This is a genomic window from Streptomyces sp. NPDC058239, from assembly GCF_042882185.1.
GTDB lineage: Bacteria > Actinomycetota > Actinomycetes > Streptomycetales > Streptomycetaceae > Streptomyces.
In genome coordinates, this window is the sequence record NZ_JBHVWS010000035.1 from 46582 (window position 1) to 59574 (window position 12993).

The window sequence follows — 12993 nt, forward strand, 5'->3', positions numbered from 1 at the left end:
CTTCCCGCCACCGCCGGTATGTTCGGGATCAGCTCATACGATCAGGAGTTCTCCCTTTGTCCTTCACGGCAACCGACACCGAACCGACTCAGCCGCCACCCAGCGACGACCATGCCTTTTTCGGCCAGCCACGGGGCCTGATGACCCTGTCCGGCCTGGAGGTCTGGGAACGGTTCTCGTTCCTCGGCATGCAGGCGATCCTGGTCCTCTACTTCGCCGACACCGTCGCCCACGGCGGCATGGGCATGGATGTGGGCACCGCGGCGTCGGTCTCGGCCGCCTACGGCACCCTGGTCTACCTGGTCTCCGTGGCCGGCGGCTGGCTGGCCGACCGGATCCTCGGCTCGTACCGCGCCGTCCTGTACGGCGGAATTCTCATCGCGTGCGGGCATTACGCCATGGCGGTGCCCACCGACGCCATGACCTGGACCGGCCTCGGTCTGATCAGCGCCGGAACCGGTCTGCTCAAGCCCAATGTGGCGACCATGGTCGGCAAGCTCTACCGCACCGACGACGAGCGCCGCGACGCCGGCTTCGCGCTCTACTACATGGGCATCAACATCGGGGCGTTCCTCGGCCCGCTGGTCACCGGCTGGCTCGGGGACCATGCGAGCTGGCACTGGGGCTTCTCGGCCGCCGCCTTCGGTATGACGCTCGGTCTGATCCAGTACGTACTGGGCCGGCGTCACCTGGCCGGGCGAAAGCACAGCGCCGAATTCGCGCTGGCTCCGGAGCCGATGCGCCGCGCCGTCCGGCTGATCGTGGCCGGTGCCGTCGTGGTCGCCGCCGTCGCCACCGCGCTGGCCCTTGCGGGGTGGCTGACCATGGACCGTTTCGTCGACCTGCTCACCCTCATCTCGGTGATCGCACCGGTCGTGTACTTCGTGGTGATGTTCCGCAGCCGGCGGGTCACCAGCGAGGAACGCGGCAGGCTGCGCCCGTACGTGGTGCTGTTCCTGGCCTCCGTCGTCTTCAACTTCATCCTCTTCCAGGCGTACTCGACGATGATTCTGCTCGCGTCGACCAACGCCCGCACCGAGATCCTCGGCTTCCACTTCCCGGCGAGCTGGTACGCCTCCGCGCTCGGCGCCTTCGAGGTCGCGCTCGCCCCGGTGGTCGCCGCCGTCTGGGCCCGGATGGGCCCGCGTCAGCCGCACGCCTCCAACAAGATCGCGATCGGGGTGATCCTCGGCGGACTGTCGTTCCTGCTGATGGTGCTGCCGACCTCCGGGCACTCGGGCGACACCTACAAGATGGCCGCCTGGTGGATCGTCGGCTCGTATCTGCTGCTCGGTCTCGGCGACATCCTGCTGGAGACCTCCGGCATGTCCGCGACCACGAAGCTCGCGCCCAAGGCGTTCGCCAGCCAGACCATGGCGCTCTGGTTCCTCTCGCTGGCCCTCGCCAACGGCATCCAGGCCCAAGTCGTGAAGCTGTACGGCGAGGTCTCCAACCCCGCCTACTTCGGTGTCAATGGCGCAATCGCGGTGGTGGCCGGTGTGGCCGTCATCGCCGCCGCACCCTGGCTCAAGCGCACCATGCACCCCGTCCACTGAGGTACCGCCATGCACATCCGCACCACGTATCCGTATGACACCACCCGTGAGGACGTCTACATTCCGCTGCCGGACGGCACCCGGCTCTACGCCCGGATCTGGCGGCCCGTCACCGACGAACCCGTCCCCGCACTCCTCGAGTATCTGCCGTACCGGCTGAGCGACTGGACGGCGCCGCGCGACTGGCAGCGCCACCCCTGGTACGCGGGACACGGCTACGCCTCCGTCCGGGTGGACGTACGGGGACACGGCAACAGCGAGGGGATGCCGGGCGACGAGTACGACGCGACGGAGCTGGCCGACGGGGTCGCCGTCATCCACTGGCTGGCCGAGCAGGAATGGTGCTCCGGCCGGGTCGGCATGTTCGGCATCTCCTGGGGCGGCTTCAACTCGCTCCAGATCGCGGCGCTGGCCCCCGAGCCGCTGAAGGCCGTCGTCACCGTCTGCTCGACCGACGACCGCTACGACAACGACGTCCACTACATGGGCGGCTCGGTCCTCGCCGTCGACATGCACGCCTGGGCGGCCACCATGCTGGCCTTCGTCGCCCGGCCGCCGGATCCGGCACAGGTCGGCGAGGGCTGGAAGGACATGTGGCTGAAGCGGCTGGAAACGGTCGAACCATTCATCCACACCTGGCTGGCGCACCAGACCCGCGACGACTACTGGAAGCACGGCAGCGTCTGTGAGGACTACTCCGCGATCACAGCGAACGTCCTCGCGGTGGGCGGCTGGCACGACCCGTACCGCGACACCGTCCTGCGGCTCGTCGAAAACCTCGGCCCGGACAAGGTCCGCGGGCTGATCGGGCCCTGGTCGCACCAGTACCCCGACCGGGGTCTGCCGCCCGGTCCGGCGATCGGCTTCCTCCAGGAGACGCTGCGCTGGTGGGACCAGCACCTGAAGGACAAGGACACCGGCATCATGGCCGAGCCCTTGCTGCGGTCCTGGATCAGCGAGTCCCACCGGCCCGCCACGGTGTACGAGACACTGCCCGGCCGCTGGGTCGGTGAGACCAGCTGGCCCTCGGAGAACATCGCACCGGTCGCGTACGCCCTCCAGGGCGGTCCGCAGATCGTCGACTCGCCCCAGCAGACCGGGCTGGACGCCGGGCGCTTCTTCCCGTTCGGCAACGACGCCGACCTGCCGCCCGACCAGCGCGACGAGGACGCCAAGTCGGTCTGCTTCGAGTTCCCGGTCGAGGACGCCCCGATCGAGATCCTGGGCCGCCCCCGGGTGAAGCTGCGCATCCGGATGGACGTGCCACGCGGCCAGGCGATCGCCCGGCTCTGCGACGTCGCACCGGACGGCTCCTCCACCCTGGTGACCCGCGGCGCGCTCAACCTCTCCGCACGGCACGGCCGCGACCGTGCGGACGACTGGCCGGTGGGCGGGACCGAGGACGTGACCTTCGACCTGAACGGCATCGGGCACACCTTCCCGCCCGGCCACCGGATCAGGCTCGCGGTCTCCTCCTCGTACTGGCCATGGATCTGGCCGCAGGCCGAGTCGGTCGGCTTCACCCTGGACGCCGACGGCAGCTTCGTCGAACTGCCGGTGCGCCGGCACACCGAGGACCCCGCGATCCGGTTCGAGGAGCCGGAGCAGTCGGAGCCGCTCGGCGTCGTCCACCCGGTGATGCTCGACGAACAGCGCCCCGAGCGCCTGGTGGTCCGCGATGTCGCCAAGGGCGAATGGCGGCTGGAGGTCGACCCGCGCTACGGCGGCACCCGCGTCTACCCGGACGGCCTGGAATTCACCGAGGACGCCGTGGAGACGTACACGATCCAGGAGAACGACCCGCTCTCCGCACGCACCCGCTCCGACTGGTCGATCCGGCTGCACCGGCCGGACATGGCGTGGGACGTACGGATCGAGACCCGGTCCGAAATCAGTGCGGACGACACCGACTTCATCACGTCCGACGAAGTGCTGTGCAAGGACGGCGGCGAGGTCGTCTTCCACCGGACCTGGGAGAAGCGGATCCCGCGCACGGCCGGGTGAACCCACCGCCGTGCCCCCTGTACAGCAGGGGGCACGGCGGAACTTTCCGGGCATCAGGAGCAGTTGGGACACTCCCGCGGGGTAGCAACACCGACGTAACGTGTCCCCCAAGCGACCTGGAAAGCGAGGCAGCAACACATGCCCGAGCAGAGCAGCCCGCTCGATCTGGCCGAGGGCGACCCCTTCGGTCCGCACAACCTTCCGTACGGTGTGTTCTCCACCCCCGACCACCCCGAGGACCGCCGGGTCGGCGTCCGCATCGGCAGCCACGTACTGGACGCCGGAGCGGCGGCGCACGCACTCGGATCGCCCTACGCGCAGCTTCTCGCCCAGCCGGACCTGACCGCGCTGCTGGCCGCCGGCCGCACCGCCTGGCGGGACGTCCGACGGGCGCTGACCGCGTGGCTGACGGTCCCGGCACACCGCGCGGACATCGAACCGCTGCTGCACCCGGTCGAGTCCGTGACGCTCCATCTGCCGTACGAGGTCGCGGACTACGTCGACTTCTACGCGAGCGAGAACCACGCCACCAACGTCGGAAAGATCTTCCGGCCGAACGGTGACGCGCTGACGCCCAACTGGAAGCACCTCCCGATCGGCTACCACGGCAGGTCCGGCACCGTCGTCGTCTCCGGCACGGATGTGGTGCGCCCGTCCGGCCAGCGCAAGACGCCCGCCGACGCGGCCCCCGTCTTCGGTCCTTCCATCAAGCTCGACATCGAGGCCGAGGTCGGCTTCGTCGTCGGAGTCGGCTCCGAGCAGGGCCGTCCGGTCCCGCTCGGCGACTTCCGCGACCATGTCTTCGGACTCTCGCTGCTCAACGACTGGTCGGCACGGGACATCCAGGCCTGGGAGTACGTCCCGCTCGGCCCGTTCCTCGGCAAGTCCTTCGCCACGTCCGTATCCGCATGGGTGACCCCGCTCGAAGCCCTGGAGGCGGCCCGGATCGCACCCCCGGCCCGCGACTTCCCGTTGCTCCCCTACCTGGAGGACGCGGGCGAGGAGGAGGCCGGCGGCCTCGATCTGCGGATCTCCGTCGCGATCAACGGACAGCCGGTCGCCGAACCGCCGTTCGCCACCATGTACTGGACGGCGGCCCAGATGCTGGCCCAGATGACGGTGAACGGCGCGTCGCTGCGCACCGGTGATCTGTACGGCTCCGGCACGGTCAGCGGCGCCGAGCCCGGACAGCGCGGCTCGCTCCTGGAGCTGACCTGGAACGGCCGCGACCCGCTGGACCTCCCGGACGGCAAGCGGACGTTCCTGGAGGACGGCGACACGGTGACGATGACGGCCTGGGCACCGGGCCCGGACGGCACACGGGTCGGCCTCGGCGAGGTCACGGGACGGATCGTGCCGTCCGCATGACACCTGCCCGTCGACGGCCGCGCCCCTGCCGGAGCGCGGCCGTCAATGGCGCTCGATTGGTTCACCTGTTCGCGCGATTCGGAACCGGTTCCCGGCGGATACGCTGGACAGACCCGCGAGACTTCCGCACATGGGAGCACTGATGAGCGTCGGCCCCGAGGCCAACAAGCCGAGGTGGGCGGTTCCGCCCGTGGGCGGCTGGACCGCCGATGACCTGGACACACTCCCGAATCTGCCTCCGCACACGGAGCTGATCGACGGGAGCCTTGTTTTCGTGAGTCCGCAGACCGTATTCCACGAGCGTGCGATCGACTATCTCAAGTGGCAACTGCAGTCACTCGCACCGCTCGACTTGGAAGTCTTTCGCGAATTCACCATCGATGTCGACTGGCAGAACCGGCCCGAACCCGATGTGGTCGTCGTGCGGGCGGACGCGGTCGAGAGTCTGCGGCAGACACGGTTCCCCGCCGAGACGGTGCTGTTGGCGGTCGAGGTCGTGTCCGAAGAATCCCTGACCCGGGACCGGGAAACCAAGCCCGTGAAGTACGCGCGGGCGCGGATCCCCCACTACTGGCGGGTGGAGAACCAGGACGGCCGGGCGGTGGTCTACGTCTTCGAGCTGGAGCCATCGACCGGCGCCTACACCTCCACCGGCATCTTCCACGACCGGATGAAGGTCTCCGTCCCCTTCCCCGTCGATCTCGATCTCACCGCGATCGTCTCGCGGCGCCGGGCGGCGGCCCCGGAGTAGACCGGCGACCGCCGCCGGACCCGGCACTCACTCGTACTCCGGCGGCTCCTCGTCCCAGCCGAACTCCGAGTCGTCGCCGAAGGACACCGGCGCGGGGGCAGCAGCCGGGCCCAGTACGGGGCCCGGTGCCGGGACCGATCCGGCTTCCGGTGCCGCCGCCTCCGCCTCCGCCTCTCCGAACGACGCGAGCACCTCCAGCACCCCCTCCCCGTACGTCGCCAGCTTCTTCTCGCCCAGGCCGCTGATGCCGCCCAGCCCTGCCACCGAGTCCGGCCGCACCGTGGCGATCTCGCGCAGCGTCGCGTCGTGAAAGATGACGTACGCCGGGACGCCCTGTTCCTTCGCCTGGGCGCCGCGCCAGGCCCGCAGCGCTTCAAACACCGGGACAGCCCCGGGCGCCAGCTCGACGGCGGCCGCCTGGGACTTCGCCTTGCGTTCGCCCTTCGTAGAGCGCGACGCGGGCTTCGGCGCCTCCTTGCGCAGCAGCACCTCGCGCTCCCGGCCGAGCACCGAGCCGCTCTCCTGAGTCAGCACCAGCGTGCCGTACTCGCCCTCGACCGCGATCAGCCCCTGGGCGAGCAACTGCCGTACCACTCCGCGCCATTCGGCCTCGGCCAGCTCCTCGCCGATACCGAAGACCGATAGCTGGTCATGATCGAACTGGATGACCTTCGCCGTCTTGCGGCCGAGCAGGATGTCGATGATCTGGCCCGCACCGAACTTCTGCCCTCGCTCCCGCTTCAGCCGCACGACGGTCGACAACAGCTTCTGCGCGACCACCGTGCCGTCCCAGGTCTCGGGCGGGGTGAGGCAGGTGTCGCAGTTGCCGCAGGTCGCCGCGGTGGGCTCCTGGCCGAAGTACGTCAGGAGCTGGGCGCGGCGGCACTGGACCGTCTCGCACAGGGCCAGCATCGAGTCGAGGTGGGAGGCCGCGCGACGGCGGAACGCCTCGTCGCCCTCGCCGCCCTGGATGAGCTTGCGCTGCTGGACCACGTCCTGGAGTCCGTACGCCATCCAGGCCGTGGACGACAGCCCGTCACGCCCGGCGCGGCCGGTCTCCTGGTAGTAGCCCTCGACCGATTTCGGCAGGTCCAGGTGGGCGACGAAGCGTACGTCCGGCTTGTCGATGCCCATGCCGAAGGCGATGGTCGCGACGACGACCAGGCCCTCCTCACGCAGGAAGCGGGACTGGTGGACGGCGCGTGTGCCCGCGTCCAGACCGGCGTGGTACGGGACGGCCTCGATGCCGTTGCGGCAGAGATACTCGGCGGTCTTCTCGGTCGAGTTGCGTGACAGGCAGTAGACGATGCCCGCGTCCCCGGCGTGCTCCTCCTTCAGGAAGGAGAGCAGCTGCTTCTTCGGGTCGGCCTTCGGCACGATCCGGTACTGGATGTTGGGCCGGTCGAAGCTGGCGACGAAGTGCTTCGCGTCGGGCATGCCCAGGCGCTGCGTGATCTCCTGGTGCGTGGCGTTGGTCGCGGTGGCCGTCAGGGCGATGCGCGGTACGTCGGGCCAGCGCTCGCCGAGGACGGAGAGGGCCAGATAGTCCGGGCGGAAGTCGTGGCCCCACTGGGCCACGCAGTGCGCCTCGTCGATCGCGAAGACGGAGATCTCGCCACGGGAGAGCAGGCCGAGCGTGGTGTCCAGGCGGAGCCGCTCCGGGGCCAGATAGAGCAGGTCGAGCTCGCCGGCGACGAACTGGGCCTCCATCGAGCGGCGCTCGTCGAAATCCTGCGTGGAGTTGATGAAGCCGGCCCGCACACCGAGCGCCCGCAGCGCGTCCACCTGGTCCTGCATCAGGGCGATCAGGGGTGAGATGACGATGCCTGTACCGGCTCTGACCAGGGCGGGGATCTGGTAGCAGAGGGACTTTCCGCCACCGGTCGGCATGAGCACGACGGCGTCCCCGCCCGCCACCACATGATCGACGATCGCTTCCTGCTCGCCGCGGAACGCCTCGTACCCGAACACCCTGTGCAGCGTCTGCCGCGCGTCGTTCTCGGTCACATCCATGGTCCCGCCCGTCGCGCCCATTGCCCTGTCCCCCGAAGTCGTGCCGTTCTGTCCTGCCGCCGTCCCCTGCCACGATAGGCGCCGCCTACGACAACGCCGGACGGGCTTGACTTCTCGGGCCCGTCCGGCGTTGTCCCAGCTGTGTGCGTGTGTGCTACCTCACGAACACTCCCGCCTGGCTCGCCAGGTCCAGGAAGTACTGCGGGGCCAGGCCCAGCACCAGCGTGACCGCGACCCCGACCCCGATCGTCGTCATCGTCAGCGGGGACGGGACGGCGACCGTCGGGCCGTCCGCCTTCGGCTCGCTGAAGAACATCAGCACGATGACCCGGATGTAGAAGAACGCGGCGATCGCCGACGAGATCACACCGACCACGACCAGGCCGCCCGCACCGCCGTCCGCCGCAGCCTTGAAGACGGCGAACTTTCCGGAGAACCCTGAGGTGAGCGGGATACCGGCGAAGGCCAGCAGGAACACCGCGAAGACCGCGGCGACCAGCGGCGAGCGCCGGCCGAGCCCGGCCCACTTCGACAGATGCGTCGCCTCGCCGCCCGCGTCGCGCACCAGGGTGACGACGGCGAACGCGCCGACCGTCACGAAGGAGTACGCGCCCAGGTAGAAGAGGACCGACGAGATGCCGTCCGGGGTGGTCGCGATGACACCGGCGAGGATGAAGCCGGCGTGTGCGATCGAGGAGTATGCGAGCAGCCGCTTGATGTCGGTCTGGGTGATGGCGACGATCGCACCGCCCAGCATCGTGACGATCGCGACGGCCCACATGACAGGGCGCCAGTCCCAGGCGAGGCCCGGCAGCACCACGTAGAGCAGACGCAGCAGCGCACCGAAGGCGGCGACCTTGGTGGCCGCGGCCATGAACCCGGTGACCGGGGTCGGGGCGCCCTGGTAGACGTCCGGCGTCCACATGTGGAACGGGACGGCGCCGACCTTGAAGAGCAGACCGGTCAGGATCATCGCCCCGCCGATCAGGAGCAGCGCGTCGTTGCCCATGGTGTCGGCGAGCGCCGGGTCGATCTGGGTGACGGAGCCGTCGACCACGTTCGCGATGGTGGCGTACGAGACGGAGCCCGCGTACCCGTACAGCAGGGCGATCCCGAAGAGCAGGAACGCCGACGAGAAGGCGCCGAGCAGGAAGTACTTCACCGCGGCCTCCTGCGACATCAGCCGCTTGCGGCGGGCGACGGCGCACAGGAGGTAGAGCGGGAGGGAGAAGACCTCCAGGGCCACGAAGAGCGTCAGCAGATCGTTGGCCGCCGGGAAGACCAGCATGCCGGCCACCGAGAAGAGAACCAGCGGGAAGACCTCGGTGGTGGTGAATCCGGCCCTGACTGCGGCCTTCTCACTGTCACTGCCGGGGACCGACGCGGCCTGTGCGGCGAACGAGTCGACGTGGTTGCCGTGCGCGGCGGGGTCGAGCCGCCGCTCGGCGAAGGTGAAGACGGCGACCAGTGAGGTCAGCAGGATGGTGCCCTGCAGGAAGAGTGTCGGCCCGTCGATCGCGATGGCGCCCATCGCGGCGATGTGCGCCTTCGTCGTGCCGTACCCCCCGGCCGCCAGGCCGATGACCGCGGCGAACGCGGCGGCGAGGGCGACGACCGTCAGGAAGACCTGCGTGTAGTAGCGGGCCCGGCGCGGCACGAAGGCCTCGACGAGTACGCCCACGACGGCGACACCGATCACAATGAGGACCGGGGCCAGCTGGGCGTACTCGATGACCGGTGCCTTGAACTTCTCGGCCGGGGCGGCCGATGTCACCCCGCCCGCCATTGTCCACAGGCTGTGGACAGCTGTTGCGCTCACTTGGCGGCCTCCACCTCAGGCTGGGGGTCCTTCTTCTGGACGTCCGACATGGTGTGCTGCACCGCCGGGTTGACGATCTCCGTCAGCGGCTTCGGATAGACACCCAGGAAGAGCAGCAGCGCGATCAGCGGGAGGGCCACCGCCAGCTCTCGGACCTTGAGGTCCGCCATGCCCTGGACTTCGGCCTTCACCGGGCCGGTCATCGTCCGCTGGTAGAGGACGAGGACGTACAGCGCGGCGAGCACGATGCCGGTCGTGGCGATGATGCCCGCCGCCGGATACGCGCTGAACGCGCCGACGAGGACCAGGAACTCGCTGACGAACGGGGCGAGCCCGGGCAGCGAAAGGGTGGCCAGACCGCCGATCAGGAAGGTGCCGGCCAGGACCGGCGCCACCTTCTGCACCCCGCCGTAGTCGGCGATGAGCCGTGAACCGCGCCGGGTGATCAGGAAGCCCGCCACCAGCATCAGCGCGGCGGTCGAGATCCCGTGGTTGACCATGTAGAGCGTGGCGCCCGACTGGCCCTGGCTGGTCATCGCGAAGATGCCCAGGATGATGAAGCCGAAGTGCGAGATCGACGCATAGGCGATCAGCCGCTTGATGTCGCGCTGGCCGACGGCGAGCAGCGCCCCGTACACGATGCTGATCAGCGCCAGGACGACGATCACCGGCGTCGCCCACTTGCTGGCCTCCGGGAAGAGCTGGAGGCAGAAGCGGAGCATCGCGAATGTGCCGACCTTGTCCACGACCGCGGTGATCAGAACGGCGACCGGGGAGGTCGCCTCACCCATGGCGTTGGGCAGCCAGGTGTGCAGCGGCCACAGCGGGGCCTTCACCGCGAAGGCGAAGAAGAACCCGAGGAAGAGCCAGCGCTCCGTGCCGGTCGCCATGGAGAGCGAGCCGCTCGCCCGGGCCTCGGCGATCTCGGAGAGCGAGAACGTCCCCGCGACCACGTACAGGCCGATCACGGCGGCCAGCATGATGAGGCCGCCGACCAGGTTGTAGAGGAGGAACTTGACGGCGGCGTAGGAGCGTTGCGCCGCCGCGTTCTCGTCGCTGCCGGCGTGTGCCCGGTCCCCGAAGCCGCCGATGAGGAAGTACATCGGGATGAGCATGGCTTCGAAGAGGATGTAGAAGAGGAAGACGTCGGTGGCCTCGAAGGAGAGGATCACCATCGCTTCGACCATCAGGATCAGGGCGAAGAAGCCCTGAGTCGGCCGCCAGCGCGAGGACTTGGTCTCCAGGGGGTCGGCGTCGTGCCAGCCGGCCAGGATGACGAAGGGGATCAGCAGGGCGGTGAGCGCCATGAGCGCCAGCCCGATGCCGTCCACGCCCAGTTCGTACCGGACGCCGAAGTCCTTGATCCAGGCGTGCGATTCGGTGAGCTGGTAGCGGGCGCCGCCGGGCTCGAAGCGGGCGAGCGCGATGCCCGCCAGTACGAGCGTGGCCAGTGAGAAGAGCAGCGCCACCCATTTGGCGGTGGTGCGCCGGGCGGCCGGGACGGCGGCGGTGGCGATCGCACCGATCGCCGGGAGCGCCGCCGTCGCTGTCAGGAGGGGAAAGGACATGTGATCAGACCGCCCTCATCAGCAGGGTCGCGGCGATGACGACCGCCGTACCGCCGAACATCGAGACCGCGTAGGAGCGGGCGTAGCCGTTCTGCAGCTTGCGCAGCCGGCCGGAGAGCCCACCCATCGAGGCAGCCGTGCCGTTGACGACGCCGTCGACCAGGGTGTGGTCGACGTACACCAGGGAGCGGGTGAGGTGCTCGCCGCCGCGGACCAGGACCACATGGTTGAAGTCGTCCTGGAGGAGATCGCGGCGGGCGGCCCGGGTGAGCAGCGAGCCGCGCGGGGCGACGACCGGTACCGGCCGGCGCCCGTACATCGCCCAGGCGATGGCGACGCCGATGACGAGCACCACCATGGTGGCGGCGGTGACGGTCGTGGCGCCGACCGGGGAGTCTCCGTGGCTGTGTTTGGTGACCGGCTCCAGCCAGTTCAGGAAGCGGTCACCGATGGAGAAGAAGCCTCCGGCGAAGACCGACCCGAACGCCAGGATGATCATGGGGATGGTCATCGACTTCGGGGACTCGTGCGGATGCGGCTCATGACCCTCCGCGTCGGGCTGCCAGCGCTTCTCGCCGAAGAATGTCAGCAGCATCACGCGCGTCATGTAGAACGCGGTGATCGCGGCGCCCAGCAGGGCTACCGAGCCGAGGATCCAGCCCTCGGTGCCGCCCTTGGCGAAGGCCGCCTCGATGATCTTGTCCTTGGAGAAGAAGCCGGACAGACCGGGGAACCCGATGATCGCCAGATAGCCGAGGCCGAAGGTGATGAAGGTGACCGGCATGTACTTCCTGAGGCCGCCGAACTTCCGCATGTCGACCTCGTCGTTCATGCCGTGCATGACCGAACCGGCGCCGAGGAAGAGCCCGGCCTTGAAGAAGCCGTGCGTCACCAGGTGCATGATCGCGAAGACGTAGCCGATCGGACCGAGCCCGGCGGCCAGGATCATGTAGCCGATCTGCGACATCGTCGACCCGGCGAGGGCCTTCTTGATGTCGTCCTTCGCACAACCGACGATCGCACCGAAGAGCAGCGTGACCGCGCCGACGACCACGACGGCCAGCTGTGCGTCCGGCGCCGCGTTGAAGATCGCGCCGGACCGGACGATGAGGTAGACACCCGCGGTCACCATGGTCGCGGCGTGGATGAGGGCCGAGACCGGGGTCGGGCCCTCCATCGCGTCACCGAGCCAGGACTGCAGCGGCACCTGGGCCGACTTGCCGCAGGCCGCGAGCAGCAGCATCAGGCCGATCGCCGTCAGCTTGCCCTCGCTCGTCTGACCGGTCGCCCCCAGGACGGGCCCGAAGGCGAAGGTGCCGAATGTGGTGAACATCAGCATGATCGCGATCGACAGGCCCATGTCGCCGACCCGGTTGACCAGGAATGCCTTCTTGGCGGCCGTCGCCGCGCTGGGCTTGTGCTGCCAGAAGCCGATCAGCAGGTACGACGCCAGACCGACGCCCTCCCACCCTACGTACAGCAGCAGGTAGTTGTCGGCGATGACCAGGATCAGCATCGCCGCGAGGAAGAGGTTCAGATAGCCGAAGAAGCGGCGCCGGCGCTCGTCGTGCGCCATGTAGCCGATCGAGTAGATGTGGATCAGCGTGCCCACACCGGTGATCAGCAGCACGAACGTCATCGACAACTGGTCGAGCTGGAAGGCCACATCGGCCTGGAAGCCCTCGACCGGAATCCAGCTGAACAGCTTCTGGTGCAGCGCCCGGTCCTCCGCGCCCTTCCCCAGCATGTCGAGGAAGAGCACGACACCGATGACGAACGACACGGCGGCGAGCAGGGTGCCGACCCAGTGTCCGGCACGGTCCAGCCGTCGGCCGCCGCAGAGCAGGACCGCAGCTCCGAGCAGAGGCGCCGCGACGAGCAGCGCAATCAGGTTCTCCACGATTCAACGTCCCC

At 69.0% G+C, this 12993-nt stretch carries 8 protein-coding genes; 4 read left to right on the top strand and 4 right to left on the bottom strand.

Annotated features, from left to right (window positions below; all coding sequences use genetic code 11):
* Nucleotides 1–56 precede the first annotated feature (56 nt).
* From ACFVYE_RS30410 to ACFVYE_RS30425, 4 genes are all read left to right on the top strand, one after another.
* Complete coding sequence (locus ACFVYE_RS30410; RefSeq protein ID WP_383968403.1) at nucleotides 57–1556, top strand: peptide MFS transporter; 1500 nt, start codon at nucleotides 57–59, stop codon at nucleotides 1554–1556.
* Nucleotides 1557–1565: 9 nt separating this feature from the next.
* Nucleotides 1566–3560, top strand: coding sequence for a CocE/NonD family hydrolase (locus ACFVYE_RS30415; RefSeq protein WP_383968400.1), 1995 nt, complete (start codon nucleotides 1566–1568; stop codon nucleotides 3558–3560).
* 138 nt (nucleotides 3561–3698) lie between these two features.
* Complete coding sequence (gene fahA, locus ACFVYE_RS30420) at nucleotides 3699–4928, top strand: fumarylacetoacetase (RefSeq protein WP_383968397.1); 1230 nt, start codon at nucleotides 3699–3701, stop codon at nucleotides 4926–4928.
* 142 nt (nucleotides 4929–5070) lie between these two features.
* Nucleotides 5071–5679 carry a Uma2 family endonuclease gene (locus ACFVYE_RS30425; RefSeq protein ID WP_383968426.1) on the top strand — a complete coding sequence of 203 codons (609 nt, stop codon included), beginning with the start codon at nucleotides 5071–5073 and terminating at the stop codon, nucleotides 5677–5679.
* 27 nt (nucleotides 5680–5706) lie between these two features.
* Here ACFVYE_RS30425 and recQ read toward each other — a convergent pair whose 3' ends face one another.
* The 4 genes from recQ to nuoL form a co-directional block, all read right to left on the bottom strand.
* Complete coding sequence (recQ, locus tag ACFVYE_RS30430; protein ID WP_389607757.1) at nucleotides 5707–7713, bottom strand: DNA helicase RecQ; 2007 nt, start codon at nucleotides 7711–7713, stop codon at nucleotides 5707–5709.
* A 133-nt stretch (nucleotides 7714–7846) separates the two neighbouring features.
* Complete coding sequence (gene nuoN, locus ACFVYE_RS30435) at nucleotides 7847–9511, bottom strand: NADH-quinone oxidoreductase subunit NuoN (protein ID WP_389607758.1); 1665 nt, start codon at nucleotides 9509–9511, stop codon at nucleotides 7847–7849.
* Complete coding sequence (locus tag ACFVYE_RS30440; protein ID WP_383968388.1) at nucleotides 9508–11079, bottom strand: NADH-quinone oxidoreductase subunit M; 1572 nt, start codon at nucleotides 11077–11079, stop codon at nucleotides 9508–9510. Before ACFVYE_RS30440 ends, nuoN begins: the two co-directional genes overlap by 4 nt.
* 4 nt (nucleotides 11080–11083) lie before the next feature.
* Nucleotides 11084–12979: an NADH-quinone oxidoreductase subunit L gene (gene nuoL, locus ACFVYE_RS30445; RefSeq protein ID WP_383968385.1), complete on the bottom strand. Its 1896-nt coding sequence runs from the start codon at nucleotides 12977–12979 to the stop codon at nucleotides 11084–11086.
* Nucleotides 12980–12993: the final 14 nt, after the last annotated feature.

Bases quoted from the DNA above. Each gene is read 5' to 3' on its own strand.
- ACFVYE_RS30415 (WP_383968400.1), top strand. From the start codon at position 1,566: ATGCACATCCGCACCACGTATCCGTATGACACCACCCGTGAGGACGTC.
- fahA (WP_383968397.1), top strand. From the start codon at position 3,699: ATGCCCGAGCAGAGCAGCCCGCTCGATCTGGCCGAGGGCGACCCCTTC.
- ACFVYE_RS30425 (WP_383968426.1), top strand. From the start codon at position 5,071: ATGAGCGTCGGCCCCGAGGCCAACAAGCCGAGGTGGGCGGTTCCGCCC.
- recQ (WP_389607757.1), bottom strand. From the start codon at position 7,713: ATGGGCGCGACGGGCGGGACCATGGATGTGACCGAGAACGACGCGCGG.
- ACFVYE_RS30440 (WP_383968388.1), bottom strand. From the start codon at position 11,079: ATGTCCTTTCCCCTCCTGACAGCGACGGCGGCGCTCCCGGCGATCGGT.